Source organism: Chengkuizengella axinellae, from assembly GCF_030730905.1.
Classification (GTDB): Bacteria; Bacillota; Bacilli; order Paenibacillales; family KCTC-33759; genus Chengkuizengella; species Chengkuizengella axinellae.
Genome location: NZ_JAVAMP010000001.1, coordinates 620,066 through 641,077, shown reverse-complemented (window position 1 = coordinate 641,077; position 21,012 = coordinate 620,066). Strand labels below are relative to the sequence as shown.

General features: G+C 35.9%; 15 protein-coding genes and 1 pseudogene. 3 read left to right on the top strand and 13 right to left on the bottom strand.

Annotation, left to right across the window (positions count from 1 at the left end; genetic code table 11):
* Window positions 1-233: 233 nt before the first annotated feature.
* The 7 genes and pseudogenes from Q5Y73_RS03155 to Q5Y73_RS03125 all read right to left on the bottom strand — a co-directional run bounded on the left by Q5Y73_RS03155 (window position 234) and on the right by Q5Y73_RS03125 (window position 4,656).
* The gene (locus Q5Y73_RS03155; protein ID WP_305990383.1) at window positions 234-653 is read right to left on the bottom strand and encodes a YqfB family membrane protein; all 420 of its coding nucleotides are present in this window, start codon (window positions 651-653) and stop codon (window positions 234-236) included.
* 6 nt (window positions 654-659) lie between these two features.
* Complete coding sequence (gene floA / locus Q5Y73_RS03150) at window positions 660-1,640, bottom strand: flotillin-like protein FloA (protein WP_305990382.1); 981 nt, start codon at window positions 1,638-1,640, stop codon at window positions 660-662.
* A gap of 81 nt (window positions 1,641-1,721) precedes the next feature.
* Window positions 1,722-1,841, bottom strand: a pseudogene (locus Q5Y73_RS03145) (flotillin-like FloA family protein); the annotation flags it as partial.
* A 61-nt stretch (window positions 1,842-1,902) separates the two neighbouring features.
* Window positions 1,903-3,246 (bottom strand): NfeD family protein, encoded by a 1,344-nt coding sequence (locus Q5Y73_RS03140; protein ID WP_305990381.1) that lies wholly within the window; start codon window positions 3,244-3,246, stop codon window positions 1,903-1,905.
* Between the two features lie 325 nt (window positions 3,247-3,571).
* Entirely contained in the window at window positions 3,572-4,015 is a 444-nt protein-coding gene (locus tag Q5Y73_RS03135) for a GatB/YqeY domain-containing protein (protein WP_305990380.1), read from the bottom strand.
* A 13-nt stretch (window positions 4,016-4,028) separates the two neighbouring features.
* Window positions 4,029-4,202: a 30S ribosomal protein S21 gene (gene rpsU / locus Q5Y73_RS03130; RefSeq protein WP_160646171.1), complete on the bottom strand. Its 174-nt coding sequence runs from the start codon at window positions 4,200-4,202 to the stop codon at window positions 4,029-4,031.
* 109 nt (window positions 4,203-4,311) lie between these two features.
* A complete protein-coding gene (locus tag Q5Y73_RS03125; RefSeq protein ID WP_305990379.1) occupies window positions 4,312-4,656 on the bottom strand; it encodes a histidine triad nucleotide-binding protein in 345 nt (114 codons plus the stop codon).
* A 294-nt stretch (window positions 4,657-4,950) separates the two neighbouring features.
* Here Q5Y73_RS03125 and Q5Y73_RS03120 point away from each other — a divergent pair, with 294 nt between their 5' ends.
* Both Q5Y73_RS03120 and fadH read left to right on the top strand, forming a co-directional pair.
* Window positions 4,951-6,375 (top strand): NAD-dependent malic enzyme, encoded by a 1,425-nt coding sequence (locus Q5Y73_RS03120; protein ID WP_305990378.1) that lies wholly within the window; start codon window positions 4,951-4,953, stop codon window positions 6,373-6,375.
* Window positions 6,376-6,516: 141 nt separating this feature from the next.
* Window positions 6,517-7,281, top strand: coding sequence for a 2,4-dienoyl-CoA reductase (fadH, locus tag Q5Y73_RS03115; RefSeq protein ID WP_305990377.1), 765 nt, complete (start codon window positions 6,517-6,519; stop codon window positions 7,279-7,281).
* A gap of 215 nt (window positions 7,282-7,496) precedes the next feature.
* Here the strand turns inward: fadH and Q5Y73_RS03110 are convergent, their stop codons facing one another.
* The 5 genes from Q5Y73_RS03110 to addB form a co-directional block, all read right to left on the bottom strand.
* Window positions 7,497-9,167 (bottom strand): glycerol-3-phosphate dehydrogenase/oxidase, encoded by a 1,671-nt coding sequence (locus tag Q5Y73_RS03110; protein ID WP_305990376.1) that lies wholly within the window; start codon window positions 9,165-9,167, stop codon window positions 7,497-7,499.
* Window positions 9,168-9,218: 51 nt separating this feature from the next.
* The gene (gene glpK / locus Q5Y73_RS03105) at window positions 9,219-10,706 is read right to left on the bottom strand and encodes a glycerol kinase GlpK (RefSeq protein ID WP_305990375.1); all 1,488 of its coding nucleotides are present in this window, start codon (window positions 10,704-10,706) and stop codon (window positions 9,219-9,221) included.
* 227 nt (window positions 10,707-10,933) lie between these two features.
* On the bottom strand, window positions 10,934-11,629 hold the full coding sequence (locus Q5Y73_RS03100) for a hypothetical protein (RefSeq protein ID WP_305990374.1): 696 nt from the start codon (window positions 11,627-11,629) through the stop codon (window positions 10,934-10,936).
* A gap of 81 nt (window positions 11,630-11,710) precedes the next feature.
* Complete coding sequence (addA, locus tag Q5Y73_RS03095) at window positions 11,711-15,553, bottom strand: helicase-exonuclease AddAB subunit AddA (RefSeq protein WP_305990373.1); 3,843 nt, start codon at window positions 15,551-15,553, stop codon at window positions 11,711-11,713.
* The gene (addB, locus tag Q5Y73_RS03090) at window positions 15,546-19,064 is read right to left on the bottom strand and encodes a helicase-exonuclease AddAB subunit AddB (RefSeq protein WP_305990372.1); all 3,519 of its coding nucleotides are present in this window, start codon (window positions 19,062-19,064) and stop codon (window positions 15,546-15,548) included. Before addB ends, addA begins: the two co-directional genes overlap by 8 nt.
* Before the next feature lie 324 nt (window positions 19,065-19,388).
* Here addB and Q5Y73_RS03085 point away from each other — a divergent pair, with 324 nt between their 5' ends.
* Window positions 19,389-20,348, top strand: a complete 960-nt coding sequence (locus Q5Y73_RS03085; RefSeq protein WP_305990371.1) for a Na/Pi cotransporter family protein — start codon at window positions 19,389-19,391, stop codon at window positions 20,346-20,348.
* Window positions 20,349-20,474: 126 nt separating this feature from the next.
* Here the strand turns inward: Q5Y73_RS03085 and Q5Y73_RS03080 are convergent, their stop codons facing one another.
* Complete coding sequence (locus Q5Y73_RS03080) at window positions 20,475-20,909, bottom strand: NUDIX hydrolase (RefSeq protein ID WP_305990370.1); 435 nt, start codon at window positions 20,907-20,909, stop codon at window positions 20,475-20,477.
* Between the last annotated feature and the right edge of the window lie 103 nt (window positions 20,910-21,012).

Here is a 21,012-nt window from a genome sequence, read left to right as displayed (position 1 = left end):
CGTTCACAAGTTATAAAAAAAAATAGAGAGGCTGGGACAAAACCCAGCAAAAATGAATAAACCGCATGAAATCAAATTTATAAACCTTGATTTCATGCGGTTTTAATTATGCTTATTGTACAAAAACCAGCTAGATTTCAACTTATGTCCCAGCCTCCTCTATTTTTTTATTGTTTCTTGAACTGGGACTATCATAGAAGGTTTCTTATAGGTCTATGCTACATAGCTTCACTTCACTTTTGTGGGTATCTATAAGGTTTTTTAGCTCTTGGCGGGCCAAATACCTCAGACCACATCATCCCTTGTATAGCTTGATTAGGATTCATACGATGATCCTCTGTAGTTTTTTGCTTCTTTGTAGTTATATTGCTTGTTTTATCGGTATTTACATCTGAAAATCCACTTCTCGAAGTTTGATAATCTAATACATTTTTTGCTGCATCTCGCTCTACTGTATTAAAAGAGCGTGGTCGCTCTCTTTGCTCAATAATAACAGTCTTCTCTGCTGCTCGAGTTTTATCCATCTCAAGCGGCTCATCATCATGGTCTGAACCATCAAATGAAGGCATTCTATTTGATTGCGCCTGCTTTTTAAAATGATTAAAAAGGGAACTAATAACAAAAAATGCTATGATGGAAATGAATAACTCCATGTTTCATCACTCCGTTTGATCAGGATCAGTAGATTTGCCAAAAGATTCACGCATGTTTGTATCAGCATCTATATTTTTCAAATTCATATAATCCATTACACCAAGTTTTCCTTCTCTTAATGCGTCTGCCATTGCAAGAGGTACTTTAGATTCGGCTTCAACTACTTTCGCTCTCATTTCCTCTACTTTCGCTTTCATTTCTTGTTCTGTTGCTACAGCCATTGCACGGCGCTCTTCAGCTTTGGCTTGTGCGATTTGTTTATCTGCTTCTGCCTGTTCTGTCTGAAGGTTTGCACCAATATTTTTACCTACATCCACATCAGCGATATCAATAGATAAAATTTCAAAAGCAGTACCAGAATCTAAACCTTTTTCTAAAACTAACCTTGATATCGTATCTGGATTTTCCAGAGTATCTTTATGAGATCCAGCAGAACCTACTGTTGTAACAATCCCTTCACCAACTCTGGCGATAATTGTTTCTTCACCTGCACCACCAACTAATCGATCAATGTTAGCTCTTACTGTTACACGTGCTCTAACTTTAACCTCAATACCATCTTTAGCAACTGCTGCGACAATCGGAGTTTCGATTACCTTTGGATTAACACTCATCTGAACTGCTGTCAGCACATCTCGTCCTGCTAAATCAATAGCTGCTGCTCTTTCAAATACTAAATCAATATTGGCTCTTTGTGCTGCGATTAACGCATTTACAACTCGGTCTACGTTACCCCCTGCTAAATAATGACTTTCCAACTGATCAATGGATAAACCTAATCCTGCTTTTGTTGCCTTAATCATTGGATTCACAATTCGACTTGGTATAACCCTACGAAACCTCATCGCTACTAAGGTGAAAATTCCGATTCGAACCCCTGATGCAAGTGCTGATATCCAAAGCATAATGGGTACAAAACTAAGAAAAAGCGATAGTACAATAACAATTAAAGCACCTAATACTAAATAAATTACTATTGGTTCCATACAATAAACCTCCTACAATGAATATTTTACTTTACTACAAATATAAGCTTGTTTCATGTTATTCATATTCCTTCACTTTGAACTTTTCTGTACTTCCTCCAACACATCTTTTCCTGCCAAATCAATAACTGCAGCTTTATCAAATATGAAATCCATGTTTGCTCTTTTTGAAGCAATTAGAGCATCAACAACTCGATCCACGTACTGGTGCATCATGACTGGCTCATGGATGAGATAGTGAAGGGATTTACAATAAGTTTATTTATACTTCTCTAACCACTATGCGTGTTCCTTCTACTTTTACAACTATCACTTCTACACTTCTGCCTATAAATTCCCCACTTGTCACTACATCTACTCGCTCATCTTGTAATCTAGCCATACCTGAAGGTCGTAAGGGTGTTAGTGTTATTCCTTTTTCTCCAAGCAAATCGTCTTTCAGTTCTGTAGAATTAAATCCTTTTTCACTTGAAAGTGATTCTCGAAGGATAAACCGGTTCCATATTCCTTTGTGACCTAAATACTTAATCGAAATAGCGATGACTATGCAAGCAGAAATAAAGGCAATAAGAAGGGACAACATGGCATTCCCTGCATTGGATGCTGCCAATATAACGCTGCTTGTTAAAGATATGATACCCAAAACACCAAAAATACCAAAACTTGGAACAAATATTTCTATCAGTAATAATACCACACCTAATGCAAATAACAGAACATGTTCTATCGTTGCAAAACCTGCTATATAATGACCAAAGAAATACAATGCAAATGCACAAACCCCAAGTATGCCAGGAAATCCAAATCCAGGCATTAACACTTCAAATGCAACCCCAACAAGTCCTATAAGCAATAATAAACTCATTACAATTGGATTTGTAACAAAACGAGCTAATGTTTCTGCAGGGGACTGATTAACTTCAACAATTTCATAGCTCTCAATATTCAGGTTGATTAGGACTTCTTCAATATTACTAGCTTCTCCTTCAGCATATCCTGCTAGTACAGCCTCTTTAGAAGTAAACGATATCAAATCTCCTTTGCCATAGGTTCGATCAATCTCAGCAACCTCAACTACCAGCTTATCGTCTACCATGCCCATAGCATAATTTGGATTGCGATTATTTAGTTCTGCTGCACTTTTCATTTGACCTGACCATGAAGCTATTGTCTTAGAATCCTCAACCCTATTTCCTTGTATATCTACAATGGCAGCAGCACCGATAGAGCTCCCAGGCTGCATCATAATGTTATTCGCATTCAGTGAGATATAACTGCCCGCAGAAAGTGCTTTCCCTTGAATATAAGCTGTTGTTGGCACAGGACTTGTTCTAATCATTTCACCGATATCTATTGCATTTGTAATCACACCTCCAAAGGTATTTACTTTCAAGATAATATGATCAGCTCCGTTTTCATAAGCTTCTTCAAATGCGCGCTCTAAAAACTTTTGTAGTCCCGTCTCAATGCTTTGTTCAATAGGAATGACATAAACCAAATCTTTTGTAGGATCATTTGCAGCTTTACTAGGTAATGAAATAAAAGAAGAAATCAAAAAACAAATTAAAGCGCTTATATAAATAACCCTAAATAAATTTCGTTTCATCATAACCCTCCTTTCCATATTCATCATAACCGATATGTAGTAAATACGTAAATGAGTTCGTTAGGTTTCAAAAAACAAAAGAAATCCCCAAGCTGTACCCTAGACGTCTTTTGTTGTTGAATCTTTCTTTACACTAATCTAAACAAAATCTAAATGAGCTGACAACTGGAGTTTGTCTACGTTAGAGACTTGTTAATCACGGAGTTTACTAAAGTGGTCGTTTTTTTCGAAAGTGGTCAATAGGTACTTGTAATATAAACGAAGACACCTCCAACTGGAAGTGTCTTTAGTTTCTTTTATTCAAATAAAAGTCAATTTAGAATGTTTATTGTAGAAGTTTTTGAACAGCTTGGTTTACTAGCTTGCCATCTGCACGACCTTTGACTTTAGGCATTAGCGCACCCATCACTTTTCCCATGTCCGCTTTTGAAGAAGCCCCAACTTCTTGGATGGTCTGTTGAACAATTTCGATAATTTCTTCTTCACTTAGCTGTTGCGGAAGGTACTCATTAATGATATTTATTTCAGCTTCTAATTTTTCTACAAGATCATCTCTGCCTGCGTTTTTAAATTCTTGGAGGGAATCTTTTCTTTGTTTTAATTCACGAGTTATGACAGCAAGCGCATCGTTATCATCTGGTGTTCTTCGTTCATTAATCTCGATATCCTTAATTGCCGAACGAATCATTCTAATAACAGTTAACTTTAATTTTTCTTTATCTCTCATCGCTTGCTTCATATCCGCATTTAATTTTTCAATTAAACTCATCTAAATAATCCCCCTAGAACTTTCTCTTACGCGCAGCCTCAGATTTCTTTTTACGTTTAACACTAGGTTTCTCATAATGTTTACGTTTTTTTATTTCAGCAATCACTCCATCTTTAGCCATAGAACGTTTAAAACGACGAAGTGCTGCATCTAGTGATTCATTTTTGCGAACTTTAGTTTCAGACACCAGTTTTCCCTCCCTCCAAACAGACCGTCCAACTTAAAAACGGCTTATCATAAAAATTATATGTTATATTAGAAGATAGTGTCAACCTATCACTTTTTGTTAAAGCAAATTATGTACGATTTAACGGCCCTAATTTTTCACCTCCAAGGAGATGATAATGCAAGTGAGGAACTAATTGACCCCCGTCATTACCACAATTGTTGATGATACGATACCCTGTTTCATCAACGCCTAAATCTTTAGCAACTTTTTTAAATGCTAAATGAATTTCTGTAATTGCTTCAGCATCTTCTGCTGTAATATCGTTCATCGAAGGAACATGTTTCTTAGGTATAAACAATATGTGTACAGGGGCTTCAAGTTTTATATTATGAAAAGCAACTATTCGATCGCTTTCAAAAACTTTATTTGATGGCAGCTCCCCTTCGACGATTTTACAAAAAATACAATCCATTTTTGATCACCTCCTACACATATCCTTAATTATTAATCATATCGAAAAAAGTAACCAGAGTCCAATATTTATGAATTTTAGTTTAACCCATTAAATATTTTGTTCATCTTGATATTTTTGTTCTATAAGAAATTTGGATGAAACAACTAGATATTATGGTTTTATATATGTTATATAATATATATAATCCGTATTATTTATTAATAATTGCTCATAATTAATACGTATTTTTACTTTTGTTAAAAGGATCGTTTTTCAAAAATTAAATTACTGGATAGGAAGTAGGAGGAAATCATGTCAAGTAGAGACCTAGGTGGAAAAAGTATTATTTTACGTATCGAAATGGATACTGAAGAAATTAAATTTGGAAGAGTTGCTTCAGCGATATCAGAATCTGGTGGAGATGTTATAGCCATTGATGTCATTCAAACAGATAGACAACTCACAGTTCGTGACTTAACAGTCACGGTCACAGAAACAACTCAAATTAATGAAATTGTTGATAGAGTGAAAACGCTAAAAGGGGCTAAGTTAATTCACGTTTCAGATCGCACCTTCCTACTTCATTTAGGTGGAAAAATTGAAATGCAGCCTAAAACACCGATTAAAAACCGTGAGGATCTTTCTCGTGTATATACACCTGAAGTTGCCCGTATCTGTACTGCAATTCATGAAGATGAGAAAAAAGCACACACGTTAACCATAAAGAAAAATACGGTCGCTGTTGTTTCTGATGGAAGCGCTGTACTTGGTTTAGGCAATATTGGACCACAAGCTGCAATGCCTGTTATGGAAGGTAAAGCGATGTTGTTCAAACAATTAGCTGAAGTTGATGCATTTCCAATTTGTTTAGATACACAGGATACAGAGGAAATCATTAGCATTGTGAAAGCAATGTCACCTACGTTTGGTGGAATTAATTTAGAGGATATTTCCTCTCCGCGTTGTTTTGAAATCGAATCACGATTAAATGAAGAATTGGACATTCCTGTTTTTCATGATGATCAACATGGTACAGCAGTTGTTTTATATGCAGCATTAATTAGTGCACTAAACATAGTGAATAAGCCAATCGATCAAATTAAAGTAGTTATTACTGGAATTGGTGCTGCAGGAATTGCATGCAGCAAAATTTTATTGGCAGCTGGTGTTAAAGAAGTCATCGGAGTTGATCGTGAAGGTGCGATTGTTAGCACACAGACTTACGATAATGAAATGTGGAATTGGTACGCAGATAATACAAACCCTAATAAAGTAACAGGGAACTTATGTGATGTCATTCAGGATGCAGACGTTTTCATTGGTTTGTCAGCTGGTGGAATATTAAAAAGAGAAGATGTACAAAACATGGCCAACGACCCGATCGTATTTGCAATGGCTAACCCCACTCCAGAAATCGACCCTAAAGAAGTTGAGGACATCGTAGGTGTTATGGCGACAGGTAGATCTGACTATCCAAACCAAATCAACAACGTATTAGCTTTTCCAGGTATTTTTCGTGGAGCATTAGATTGTAGAGCCACTGGAATTAATGAAGAGATGAAACTTGCAGCAGCAGAAGCCATTGCATCTGTAATCACAGATGAAGAAAGAAATAGATTTTATATCATTCCAAGTGTATTTAATCAGAACGTTGTAGAAAAAGTAAGAGAAAATGTAATTAAAGCTGCCATTGATACAAAAGTAGCTCGCAAAATTCCTAAGCAATTTCGTAAATGATAGCACTAACTAAATTTACAAAAAAACCATACTCTACTAGAATATAGAGATAGATACAAACACACTAACAAAGATCTTCTGAAATTTCTCTTCATATTATTTTTTTTATCCAATTTATTTATTATTGAAAGGGGAAAAACTATGAAAGATAAAGTAGTGATTGTAACAGGTGGTTCAAATGGAATGGGGAAATATATGGCTCAAAAATTTGCCCAGGAAGGTGCTAAGGTCGCTATCACAGGTCGAACTTTAGAAAAGTTAGAACAAACGAAAAAAGAGATCGAAACCTATGATGGACAGGTTTTATGTATTCAAATGGACGTTAGAGAACCAGATCAAGTAGAGCAAATGGTACAAAAAACGGATCAAACTTTTGGTAGAATTGATTTTCTAGTAAATAATGCCGCTGGAAATTTCATTTGCATGGCAGAAGATTTATCCGTTAACGGTTGGAATGCAGTCATTAATATTGTATTAAATGGAACATTCTATTGCAGCTCTGCAGTAGGTCGTTATTGGATTGATAGACATATGCAAGGAAGCATCCTTAATATTGTTGCGACGTATGCTTGGGATGCAGGTCCAGGAGTGATTCATTCAGCTTCTGCAAAAGCAGGTGTGCTAGCAATGACAAGAACCTTAGCGGTTGAATGGGGTAGAAGTTATGGCATACGTGTAAACGCTATCGCGCCAGGTCCTATAGAAAGAACAGGTGGGGCTGAGAAACTATTCCAATCTGATGCTGCAGCAAAAAGAACATTAAACAGCATTCCTTTAAGAAGAGTTGGAAAACCAGAAGAAATCGCTGAATTAGCTTACTTCATGTTCTCTGACAAAGCTTCTTATATGAATGGAGAATGTATTACTTTAGATGGTGGACAGCAGTGGAATCAACACCCTTTCTAAAAAACATAATTTCTTAACATAATACTTATGAATTTGGCATCATGCATATTATGCTAAACATTTCCAAAGCTATCTGACTTTTTAAAATGTACCCTTTATAAAGGACATTTTACTTTTATCAGGTAGCTTTTTTATACCATAAGAATGTTTGTTAAGTTTACAAATTTAATATTAGATCAAAATCAGGAAAAATGATCTATCGATCTACTTACTTTTCAGATTTCATTTGACTGACCAGCCGCCTCATCCATCATGGATTGTAATTCCTGTTGATATATTTCTTTTTGCTCTGATGTCCATAGTAGAAATTGGGACATTAAATCAATCACAGGTTGCTTCCATCTTTCAACCCAATAAATATTAAAATACAGGGCACCTGTTCTGCGAATGAAGAAGTCTATTGGCTTCACCGCCATTTCTTCTTTCACGCTGTAAATAACCTGTAAGTAAATATCAAGTGGGAGACCAAAATGCTGATTTTGATCATAATCATGAGGTATCATTTCATATAAGTTCTGAATATTAGATCCGTAACGTGCAACTAATTGCTCTGCTTGATCTTGCACTAATCCTAATCGAACTCCCTCATCCACTTTATTTCTCATAAATTCTTGATACTTTTCTTGTTCAATATCCCCACCTGAAATCGGAAGCGTTTGTGTGACACAAAATCTTTGGTAAGTAGGATTCTCATCACCCTCAAGCTCTTTTATAACCAGATCAACTACATCCTCTGCCATTTTCCGATAACCAGTCAGTTTGCCCCCTGCAATCGTAATGACACCTGATTCTGCATGCCATATTTCATCTTTTCTTGAAATCTCAGAAGGATTTTTGCCATCCTCATGTATAAGCGCCCTAAGTCCAGCCCAGCTAGACTCAATTTGAGCTTTTTCGATTCGTATACTAGGAAACATATATTGAATAGCATCTATTAAATAATTTCGATCTGATTTAGTTACTATAGGGTTGACTAACTGCTTCTCCTCATAAAATGTATCTGTTGTTCCTACATAAGTTTTTCCGCCTCTTGGAATAGCAAATATCATTCTTTTATCTGGGCTATCAAAATAAATGGCTTGTTTTAGAGGAAAATGTTTTTGATCTATTACGATGTGGACACCTTTTGTTAGTAGAATTTTTTTTCTCTGGTGTACATCATCCTGTTCACTTAGTTTATCAACCCAAGGTCCAGTTGCATTCACAATTTTTTTAGCATAAATTGAGTATGATTTCAGGGTAATCTGGTCCTTTACTTTTACACCTATCGCTTTGTTATTTTTATAAATAAAATGCTCTGCTTTTGCATAATTTACTGCTTTAGCTCCTTGATTTACCGCTTCTTTTAACACTTCTATCGTTAATCTAGCATCATCTGTACGGTACTCAACATAATATCCGCTTCCCTTTAACCCTTCTCTTTTCAAAAGAGGTTCTTTACGAATTGTCTCCTCAGCATTCAACATGATTCTACCTTCACTTTTTCTCACACCTGCTAAAAAATCATACACCTTAAGTCCAATCGAAGTAGAAAACTTCCCAAAGGTTCCTCCCTTATGTATCGGGAGCAGCATTTTTTCGGGTATAGTTACATGAGGACCGTTTCTATAAACAATCTCTCTCTCTTTCCCTACTTCTGCTACAATCTTGAATTCAAATTGTTTTAAGTACCTTAGTCCTCCATGTACAAGTTTAGTAGAACGACTGGAGGTGCCTGCTGCAAAATCCTGCATTTCTACTAGAGCTGTTTTTAAACCTCTGCTTGCTGAATCAAGTGCTATGCCTGCTCCAGTAATTCCTCCCCCTATAACTAAAAGATCATGAATTTTGTCAGACATAGACTCCAAAATTTTCGTTCTATTTAAACTTGAAAATGAATTGGACATAGGTCTCCTCCTAAATAGAGCTAATTAATATATGAACAAAGTTTAAATACTTTATTTAAAAACCATTGCAGCTTGAACCGCCTTTTTCCACCCACTATATAGTTGGTCTCTTGTTTGTTCATTCATTGAAGGTTGGAGGGTATGCTCTAGACACCAGTTTTGTGATATTTCATTCTGATCTTTCCAGTAGTTGACTGCAAGACCTGCTAAATAAGCAGCTCCTAATGCCGTTGTTTCACTTACTGATGGCCGTTCAACAGGAACACCTAATATATCACTCTGAAATTGCATTAAAAAGTTATTGTTAACAGCACCACCATCTACTCTTAATGTATTTACAGGAATCCCAGCATCTGCTTCCATTGCCATTAGAACATCTTTGGTCTGGTAAGCAAGGGATTCTAACGTAGCACGAATCAGATGCGTTTTTTCAGTTCCTCGAGTAAGACCAAATATAGCACCTCTAACATCACTATCCCAATAAGGCGTACCTAATCCTACAAAAGCAGGCACGACATAAACTCCATCTGTTGATTCAACTCTTCTTGCATAGGATTCGCTTTCTGCTGCATGATCAAATAAATGCAATCCGTCACGCAACCATTGTACTGCAGAACCAGCTACAAACACACTGCCTTCTAAAGCATACTCCACGCTGTTGTTTATACCCCAAGCGATAGTTGTCAACAATCCATGTTCTGATTTGACTGCTTTTTCACCTGTGTTCATCAACATAAAACATCCAGTACCGTATGTATTTTTCACCATACCTTGTTTATAACAGGCTTGCCCAAACAAAGCCGCTTGCTGATCCCCTGCAACACCACAAATAGGAATAGAATGGTCAAAGAGTTCACTTGAAGTAGTTGTATATATTTCTGAAGAAGGACGAACTTCTGGAAGCATGGATTTAGGGACTGTTAAAACTTCTAACAGTTCATCGTCCCAGGAAAGATCATAAATATTGTACATTAATGTGCGAGATGCATTCGTATAATCTGTAACATGCGTCTTACCCGATGATAAATTCCAAATTAACCAACTATCTATCGTTCCACATAATAAATCCCCTTGATTTGCTTTATCTCTAACTCCATCCACATGATCAAGAATCCACTTGACTTTTGTTCCGGAAAAATAAGGATCTAAGACAAGTCCTGTTTTATTTATAAATAAAGGTTCATACCCCTTTGACTTTAACTGCTCACATATTTCACCAGTTTGACGAGATTGCCATACAATGGCATTATATACGGGTTTTCCGGTCTTCTTATCCCATACAACAACAGTCTCACGTTGATTCGTGATTCCTATTCCGGCAATCTGATCAGAAGATATATTTGCTTTTCTAATTACACCTTTTAATACATTCAAAGTGGATTCCCATATTTCAACTGCATCATGCTCAACCCATCCTGGTTTAGGAAAATATTGCTTAAACTCTTGCTGAGAGTTCTGAATCACTTGTCCTTTATGATTAAATAAAATAGCTCTTGTACTTGTAGTCCCTTGGTCTAATGCTAAAATATATTGTTCCATCAAGATGATCCCCCTTTTTTATCACTATATTCAAAACAATAAAGCGGTTACACTTACATCTACATCTTACTTTACATTGATTAAAAAGATTCGTAAATAAAAACCGTTGCCTAAATAAGTACTAGCAATATGAGTATAAAAATAAGAGACTAAATCAGATTGACTTAATCTCTAAAAATAAGTAATGAAATATATCAAAGGAACTACTTACCTAGATAATGAAATCACTAATAATAACGAAGTCTGCCGAATCTTCTTATCCCTCTGAAAGGAAAACGTCTTCTAAAAAAGCCTAATCTTCTACCAAATGGGAAACGTCCAAAACCAAAACCTGGTCCGAATCCACCAAATCCTGGACCAAACCCTCCAAATCCTGGACCAAATCCACCAAAGCCTCCATATCCAAACTGTCTCATATGGTGAGAGTGGTGCATGTTGTTATAGTTGATGTCGTGTGGAGAGTGCATCATATTATTCATTCCGTTTTCAGCACCCATCACATTCTCACATTTCGGACAGGCTAAATATAAGTTTTCCTGATCCATTCCTTCTACAAATCCGTCTTGAGTCGTACCGTCCATCATTTCTACCATGACATATCTATGCATATTTTCCATGCATAAGTCACGTATATTTGCTGGTGATACACCCGCTTTTGACATTGGAGCTACATTGTTTCCATTTGATATTGGAGAAAGCCCTGCATTTGACATCGGAGCTACGTTGTTTCCATTTGATATTGGAGAAACTCCCGCTTTTGACATTGGAGCTACGTTATTTCCATTTGATATTGGAGAAACTCCCGCTTTTGACATTGGAGCTACGTTATTTCCATTTGATATTGGAGAAACTCCCGCTTTTGACATTGGAGCTACGTTGTTTCCATTTGATGCTGGAGAAACTCCCGCTTTTGAATTTTTCATAATTCGTAAACACCTCCTACACCAACCATGATATTCACCCGTGGGCAAAAGGCTACTATAAGAAAAAAAATGGGTGTTTACCTAATTCATTGCTGCTACATGTGCCCCATCAAACAAATATAAATATGTTTCTGACACTGGAATTTTCCAAATCGTTTCTATCGCTTTTGTGTACATATCAATTTGCATTTTATATTTTTCTTTTATTTGATTTATTTTATTACCGTAAACTGCATCCGTTTTATAATCTATAAGAATAAAATGGTCATTCTCCAAAAACAAACAATCTATAATTCCTTGAATTAATACGATTTCCTGGGAAATTTCATGTGCATATTTTACATATACTTCGTTTGCAGGCAATCCATAACTGAATGGAGTTTCTCTATACACTGACTTAGAATTGTTTAGTCTTTTTCCTAAGTCACTTTGGAAAAAAGCATGAATAATAGAAATATCTACTTGTTCTCTTTGTTCTTCAGTAATCATATTTTTCATTATGATATTTTCTAGCGTATGTTGAACTATATCTAAGGAAACTGGTTTATCTAATGGAACATGCTGCATCAATGTATGATACACTGTACCTCTCTCAGCGGCATTAACCTGCTTCTGCTCAAGAAATCTAGGTCTTCTTTTTAAGTTGTTTTTTGATACATTAGGTTGCAATAAAGAACCTGTGAAGGTTTCCTCATCATCATTCGAAATGATCTCCTTTTTTAACTCTGCTAATCTCTTCATTTCCGAAACAGAGGTTTTTGATAATAAAGTTTGAGATAGTTCGTATGGGTTCTTCCATGTAAATTTATTTGTCAGCATCTTTGCTACTTCGGAGTCTTCTTTATATTCGAGAGTTTGCATTGTAGAAATAGACTCCAAACTTGCTGCACTTGCTTCTTCATCTGTTTCTTGTTTCTGTGCAAGCTCTGACACAGGAATAATATCAAATTCCCATTTTGATGCTTCTATATTTTGCTTTGGTTGTATAGAATCATCTTGTATTATCAAATTTCTTAGAAGTTTGGCATTGTCATGTCGCAATAATGCAGGACCTAACCAATCGAAATAACTGCGAGCTTTCACTAAGATGTAATCAGGCAATACGGATTCTTTATTTTCAATGATTGGGCTCCATTTCAACAATTTCTTTTTTAAATCTTTTACGGTACCCACTAAAAACAATTTTTCTTTTGCACGTGTCAAAGCAACATAGAGTATTCGCATTTCCTCAGCTAACATTTCTAATTGCAACCTTCGTTTAATAGCTAAACTAGGCAACGTTGGATATGACATTCTATTCATCATATCCATATACTTCGGACCAAAACCTAATTGCTTATGCATCAAGAACGGATTGTGCAAATCCTGAAAGTTAAACATCTTATCGATCCCTGCTACAAAAACTACTGGAAATTCCAATCCTTTACTCTTATGAATGGACATCAAACGAACAACATTTTCCTGCTCACCCAATGCTCTAGCTGTCCCTAAATCTCCACCTCGATCACGCATTTGATTAATAAACGTTAGGAAACGGAATAAACCCCTAAAAGAGGTTTTTTCATACTGTTTAGCACGATCATATAATAGTCGCAGGTTAGCTTGTTTTTGTAATCCTCCTGGCATTCCACCAACCATATCATAAAATAGTGTCTCACGATAAATTTGCCAAATTAAATCGGATAATGAACCTTGTCCAGCTTTCTTTCGCCAGTTTTCCAGCTGCACAATAAACTGATCTAATTTATCTCTTAACCCATCTTGAGCCGTCTCATCTTGTTCTTTATAGGCTAAAACCGCTTCATAATAAGAGTTTTTCGGATCAGCCAATCGAATGGAAGCCATCTCATCTGCGGAAAGCTGCACAATTGGAGACCTTAAAACCGCTGCTAACGCGATATCCTGATAAGGATTATCTATTATTTTTAACACAGACAGCATAACTTCAACTTCCCCCGCTTCAAAATAACCCGAATCCAAATCTGCATAACAAGGTATCCCTGCTTTCCGGAACTCTTCAGTAAACACTGGGGACCATTGTTGTGTAGATCTTAATAGAATGACAATATCCTTATAGGTTACCGAGCGAGTATGACCACTTTCTTTATCAACAATAAGAAAAGGACTTCCATATCCACCTACTAATTTATTAATTTGATTGATTATATTTAAAGCTTCTAATTGAGCCGTTTCTAAATCTTGCACATCAGATCCAGAAGACTCCGACTCATTTTCATTTAATTTTTCCTGTGGTTCATTCTTATCTAATGATTTATCTATAAGCTGCACTTGAATTGATGCATTAGCATTTCCTAGTTGCTCAATCTCTGAAAAACCATCTCCGTATACTAATGCTGCCTTGTCGTCATATACCATTTCCCCGACAGATTCATTCATTAGCTGCTTAAAAATATAATTCACCCCATCAATGACTTCTTTTCGGCTCCTGAAGTTTTTAGAGAGATCAATCTTAATCCCCGTATGAGTATAATGATCTACATCTATTTTTTGATAGCTTTTATATTTCTCTAAAAACAATCCAGGTTCAGCTAAACGAAACCGATAAATGCTTTGCTTTACATCCCCCACCATAAATCTATTTCCTGGCTGTGATTTTGAAATCAATGATAGTATCGCTTCCTGAACCATGTTTGTATCCTGATACTCATCTATTAATACCTCTTCAAAATAAGTTTGATAGTTACGTGCGATTTGAGAGGGGAGTAAATCATACTGATGGTTTTCATCACATAATATTTGCAAGCAAAAATGCTCTAAATCACTATAGTCTACTAATCCTTTATCTGCTTTTGCAAGTTGATAACGTTCGGAAAACTCTTGAATAAGCTGCACCAGTGTTTGCATAAGTGGAGCAATTTCCCTTAGTTCTTGATAAAATGTGTCAGGGGATCTTTCAAACAATTCCTCACGCATTTCTCCAACCAGCTTTTTAGCTTCATTTCTCAAATCCTTTGCTCTCTCTTGCAGTTCAGCATCTATTTCCTGGTTTCTATTAGACTTTAACTTTGTAAATTGAACCCTTTGAAAGGACTCATATAATTGATTCCAATCCTGAGTATTGGCAGCAGAAATAAGCTGCTCTACTAATTGAATATCCTCCAGTAAATTATCTACATATATAAAAGGTCCACCTGGTTTATTCGCTACTTTTAACGATTCTTTTAATAAACCTAGCACTCCATTCAATTCAATGAGTACATTTTGTAATAAACTTTGCAACCATAGTTGACCATGTCCAATATGTTCATCATTTTGATGATTAGACAATTTGAAAGTATCCGCCATTTGCTGCAGCCACAAATTAGGCCACGGATGACTGCGAGAATAATGATATAAACGAAGGACTAAATGAAATAATAAATCATCATTCCTCTCACCAGTGTACGCTTCTACAAGTTTCCAAAAGTCACTGTCTGGAGAACTGCTCTCATAATGATGCTCAAATAGTTCTTCTAGAACATCTTGTCTAATTAATTCCGTTTCCGTATCATTTCCTATTCTAAACTTTGGATCCATTTGAATGGAATGAAAGTTTTGCTGTATCACTTCCAAACAAAATGAATGTAAAGTGGTAATATTCGCTTTATGAATTAAAGTAAGTTGTTTTTTTAAATGTCCTGAATGAGGGTTAATAGAAAGGGCTTTTTCCAGAGCCTCTCTAATTCTATGTCTCATTTCCGATGCTGCAGCTTTAGTAAATGTTGCTACAAGCAATCGATCAACATCTATCTTATCCTCTTCAGAAGAAATAAGACGAATGATTCGTTCTACTAGAACGGCCGTTTTTCCAGAACCAGCTGCTGCTGAAACTAAAACATTGTCCCCTCGAGTTGAAATAGCTGACCACTGATCATCAGTCCAATAACTGTCTTTCGGTTTCGGTACCGACTTCACTCTATTCACCGTCACTTTCCTCTGATTGATTCATTGTCGCTAACACTTCTTCGTTGCTTTTAGATTGCAAATCTCGATAATCATTTTCTTCATATAACGTATTAAATTGACAAATAGATTTATATTCACAAAAAGTACAAGCTGTTTTTTTTGACATGCGATAAGGTTTGATATCAACATTACCGTTCATAATCTCAGAACCGACGTTCACCATCATTTGCCTCGTATAACCTCTCAACTGCTCCCATTGCTCTTCTTCTACTACAGAAGAGGTTTTATAAAATCCGCCTTTAGATTTAATAGCCACAGGAATCACATTTGAATGTCCGCTATCTAGCTGTATGTCCATCTTTTTCACAATATTTTCATTTGCTAGCAGCAACCCTTTCATCTTAAAACGTCTAAATATTTGTTCTGCCGCTTGTTCTGGAGTAAGCTGGTTAGATAGATTCAACATTGGATTTTGTACATGGAAATATAAAACGCCTGCAGGCATGGCCTGTTCACCAAGCCATTTCTCTGAATGTGTAATAATCACATCTAAATAAGTAAGCATCTGTAACGATAATCCATAAAAAACTTCTGATAGATTCAATGCTTTTTCACTTGATTTATAATCAATTACTCTAAGCAAGGTCCCGTCTTCACTATTCGCACGATCCACCCGATCAATTCTTCCTTTAACCTCCATCTCTATCCCTTGTGCAAGCTGCAGTTTTAGAGGAGGTAAAGTCCCATTCATGCCAAAATCGACCTCAAAACCCACCGGCTCAAACTCTGACCTTTTAGCATGTTCACTTAATATCAGTGCAGCACGGCTAATAATATTCGTTAGTTTTTTTGTAATATATAGATACCTTTTAGAACTAAATAAAATCTCACTTTGCAGCTTGGGAGACAGTTGTTCAACTGTTTGCTCTGCACGTTTAATACAATCATCCTTGGATAAATCAGACCACTGCATCTTACTTTCAAGCAATTGCTCGGAGATTAATTTAAGAGCTGCATGAAACAGTTGACCTATATCCGGTGCCTCTAAACGATATATTTTCCTTTCCTTTAATCTAAGACCATAGGAAACAAAATGTGCGTAAGGACAAGAGATAAACTTCTCCATACGTGACACGCTTGAATACAACTTATCACCGTAAATCTTCATGCCTGTTTCGGGTGATAAAGGAGGTTCCTGATTCGAGAAAAAAACACCATAACACAGTTTTTCCAGCTTTCCTCTCCAAGTATCTTGTGAATAGAACCACTGATATACCTTGTGCCATACATCAGAAATCTCATGACCATTTTTCAATTGCTGTAACTGGACTATTAGATAAGACAATACACGTTCAGGATGTTCAAAAAATGACGCTATCTGTTCCAATTCTGTTAATCCTGAAGGATCAGCCGCAATAATGTTTGTTTCCAATTCAGGAAACATTCTCTTGATCTTATATATAACCTCTGAAGGAATAAGTGTTTTTCCTTCTTCATCTGCTATTGGATAACTAACCCATAATTTTTCACTGCTAATTGTCAAGGAAGTATAGATAATAAACTGTTCTTCCATTAACTTTTTTCTACTATTTGGAGCCAACTCAATCCCTGTTTCAAGCAAAAACTCACGTTCATGTTCTGTTAACATTCCATCTTCATTCATTTTTTTAGGAAGAACCCCATCATTTACACCTAGTAAAAAACTATATTTAATAGAACTGGAACGCGTGCGCTCCATGTTACCTATTAACACTTGGTCTAAAGAGGGAGGGACCAACCCCATTTTTATTTCTCCAAGCCCAGTATTCAACAACTCCGCAAATAACTCGTTAGAAATTTCTTCCTCACCTATAACTTCGACCAGCTGATCAAATACATCCATCAAGTTGCCCCATATTTGCAAGTGAATTTTGGACTGCTCTACATCTCCCTGCTCCAAGCTTTCTATACTCCATTGTTCCAATCTCTCATAAATATTCATTGATTCTAATAGTTCAAATAATGCAGACACTTTCTCCTGTATATTTTTCGCTTGATCTATTTGTTTTTGAAATTGAAGCATAGGTTGGACAACTAAATCTCTAGTTTGATTCAACCGTGTAAAATATATTGCTTCTTCTTTTTTATTCGTTAACTGCTCTTCATCCTCTAATGATTTCACTTTAAATTTCCATGGTGTTTTATCTGTCCATTTTGAGCCTTGAATACCGAAAGATAGTACATAATTTTCTAATTCATCAAAAGTATAAAACGGTAATTCATTTTCATCAGATTGGATTATTGGTTGGAAAAAACCCGTTTTAATACAACGAAATACAGATTCATACTTCCAATAAAAATTCACAATCTCCAATGCTGAACGGATAAACTCAACTAAAGGATGATTCATAATTTCACGTTTCTGATCAATAAAGTATGGAATCTCATAATCAGAAAAAATTGTAGAGATTAAATCTTGATAATCCTCCATATTTCGAATCAATACTCCAAAATCGCGCCAGCGATAACCTTGTTCACGGACCAAACGAATCATTTCACGAGCCGCGCCTTCAATCTCAGCTCTTCGATGAACGGCTGAACAGATTGCAATGTGATTGTTTATATTTTCACCTTTCCACTTTAAACCTGATTCATAATGTTGTTCTAAGTGGGCAATAGGTGCATTATTTTTAAAACGTTCTGTATCATTTAGGATGATCGTTTTTTCTTGCTCAATTCCATACTCTTTTATTAATTTATGCAACTCAATCATTGTTTTTGCTGTAGGATGGAATAACTGTAATTCATTGATTTGATCTTGTTCTTGATACTCTTGATCAACTGTAAGGGTCAATTTCACTTTTTTTGCAGTTTGAAGAATTTGACCAAGAATTTTATACTCTAAAGGGGTAAACCCATGAAATCCATCAATCCATACTTCAGCCTGCTTCATATATTCAGAATCTTTAATTTGGATTGCCAACAATTCAAGATAATCCTCGGCATCTATATATTGTGCATTGAACACATGTTCATATTGTTGATACAACAAATGAATATCGTGTAATTTATCTTCAAAGGTTTGATCCTCATGTTGCAACTGATCTCTAAATTTGTGAAGGTATTTCTCTATATTTGAGGAAGTCAAACAATATCTTTTAAATTCATTAAACAAATCATTGAGTTCATCTAAAAAACCGATTTGATTGGCGGATTGATGAAAACATTTTAAATTGTTCTTTTCTTCTTTTAGCAATTTATATAAAAGCAGCTTTTTACCAGTATCATCAATAGGTGAAAGTGTTGTGCCTCCAGCCTCTTGCATGATTTGAAAAGCTAATCTACGAAAACTCAATACTTGAGAACGCATCATTCCGGATAACCCAGGGGCGGTAACTATCGCATGTTCCATTTGAAAGCTGACCTGCTCCGGCACAAGCATAATAAGTGGATTACCTATTGGATTTTCATTTAGTTCCTGAGATATTTCATTTATACAGAACTGACTTTTTCCAGTCCCCGCTCTACCAATTACAAATTGAACTGACACGCAAATAAAACCTCCTCTTCTGTCATGCTTGTCTATTTGTTTTCATATATATTGATAAGTAATTTTAAAAGTTCCATTTTCAGCACCAAGTCGATGGTGAATCTCATAGTTTTGGGCCCCGAAAAAGTAATAGAAATAGGATCCTAAACTTCACTTCACTTTTTTGGGTACAGCAAGTGTAGCGATTTGTTACATGAGCACCGGACTTCAAATATTCGTGCAGGATTCACCGTCGTTCTACTTGATAGTTATTTCATCGTGATCAAAAGGGTACTTTTAAAATTTCTACTATAAGTATATCTTTTTGTGGGGGATTTTCATAGAATGATCAATGATATATTGCTTCCTTTATTTGCTGGGTTATGTTTGTTTTTATTTGGAATGAAAATTATGGAGTTGGCATTACATAATTGGGCTGGTTCTCATCTTAAAACTATTTTGGAGCGTTTTACGAGAACTCCGTTAAGAGGAATGATAACTGGAACAGCTTTAACTGCTTTTTTACAAAGCAGCAGTGCTATTACCGTTATTACAATCGGTCTGGTAAATGCGAGAATAATGACCTTCCCAAGAACTTTAGGTATTATTTTAGGTACGAATATTGGTACATGCATTACAACAGAATTAATTGGATTAAATATTAATCATCTAGCTCTCCCGATGCTGTTTGTTAGTTTTGTCATTTGGATGATCACTTGGTTTTTTCATATAGATAATAACAACAGAATACAACGCTTTGTACTTATTTTTCGTTACTCAGCATTAGCAGTTATTGGCTTTTCATGTGTACTGTTAGGTGTTGAGGTCATGCAGACAATGGTGCCTGCTCTACAATCAAGAGGGATGTTTACTTGGTTTTTAGAACAATCACAGCAAAGTTTAATGTGGGGAGTGATTGCAGGCACTGCCATAACGGCAATCATTCAAAGCAGCGCTGCCATGGTAGCCATTACAATGAGTTTAATGTCACTGGATTCTTTCACACTTGAGCTTGGAATTGCAATCATTCTTGGTGCAAATATCGGTACTTGTGTAACGTCACTGATAGCAAGTATAGGGGGAAGTAAATCTGGACAATTTGTTGCCTGGTCACATGTGATATTAAATGTAGGAGGAGCTATATTATTCTTCCCGCTATTGTCTCCACTAGCTACTATATCGGCCTCCATATCAGCGACTCCATCCGAACAAATTGCCCATGCTCAAACCATCTACAATGTTGTTGCCTCCCTTATTGCACTACCATTTTGTTACTTATCTTTTCTCAAGAAACTAGAAAATTAGGTTAGAATTAATAAGTAAAAGAGCTAGCTTATAGAACCAACTCTTTTACTTATTATTGCGCTGTTTTCTATTCATTTATGGAAATAAAATATTGTATGTTATACCTTTTTAGGACAAGTGTGTATTTTAAATCTCATATCCTAATTTAATCAATGCTTTCTGCAATACTGAATTATTGTTATCATACCCACTATGTACCTGCTGTTTCCAAGCTTCTTGCGGAGGTAACCATTCTACACCGGTTATTTCCTCGACCTGTGCTTGCAATAATCCCTCTTTTGCTTTAATTAAAAAATAATGCACTTCCTTATTTACAATCCCTATCCTAGCATGTTCATATTGATAATTTACAATTTCTAACGGCTCCGCTTCCGAGATTGTTCCTATAATCCCAGTCTCTTCTTCAATTTCTCTTAATGCAGTTTGCTCTATTGTTTCCCCTGGTTCCATTTTTCCTTTAGCCAAAGTCGTTTTGCCAAATCTGTCTTGTATCATTTGAATCAACAATTGACCATCCACATATTTATATACTACTCCACCTGCTGAAATTTCCTTTTTCATCCTATCACTCTCCAAAACTATAAGATCAACATTATCTTGAAAGAAGATAATGTGCAAAAACCCAAAAAGTGAAGGATAACTGATGCTCCTTCAACTTTTTGGG

Bases quoted from the DNA above. Each gene is read 5' to 3' on its own strand.
- Q5Y73_RS03100 (WP_305990374.1), bottom strand. From the start codon at position 11,629: ATGAAAAATTCAAAAGCGGGAGTTTCTCCAGCATCAAATGGAAACAAC.
- Q5Y73_RS03135 (WP_305990380.1), bottom strand. From the start codon at position 4,015: ATGAGTTTAATTGAAAAATTAAATGCGGATATGAAGCAAGCGATGAGA.
- Q5Y73_RS03140 (WP_305990381.1), bottom strand. From the start codon at position 3,246: ATGAAACGAAATTTATTTAGGGTTATTTATATAAGCGCTTTAATTTGT.
- Q5Y73_RS03110 (WP_305990376.1), bottom strand. From the start codon at position 9,167: ATGTCCAATTCATTTTCAAGTTTAAATAGAACGAAAATTTTGGAGTCT.
- fadH (WP_305990377.1), top strand. From the start codon at position 6,517: ATGAAAGATAAAGTAGTGATTGTAACAGGTGGTTCAAATGGAATGGGG.
- Q5Y73_RS03120 (WP_305990378.1), top strand. From the start codon at position 4,951: ATGTCAAGTAGAGACCTAGGTGGAAAAAGTATTATTTTACGTATCGAA.
- Q5Y73_RS03155 (WP_305990383.1), bottom strand. From the start codon at position 653: ATGGAGTTATTCATTTCCATCATAGCATTTTTTGTTATTAGTTCCCTT.
- glpK (WP_305990375.1), bottom strand. From the start codon at position 10,706: ATGGAACAATATATTTTAGCATTAGACCAAGGGACTACAAGTACAAGA.
- Q5Y73_RS03080 (WP_305990370.1), bottom strand. From the start codon at position 20,909: ATGAAAAAGGAAATTTCAGCAGGTGGAGTAGTATATAAATATGTGGAT.
- floA (WP_305990382.1), bottom strand. From the start codon at position 1,640: ATGGAACCAATAGTAATTTATTTAGTATTAGGTGCTTTAATTGTTATT.
- Q5Y73_RS03125 (WP_305990379.1), bottom strand. From the start codon at position 4,656: ATGGATTGTATTTTTTGTAAAATCGTCGAAGGGGAGCTGCCATCAAAT.
- Q5Y73_RS03085 (WP_305990371.1), top strand. From the start codon at position 19,389: ATGATCAATGATATATTGCTTCCTTTATTTGCTGGGTTATGTTTGTTT.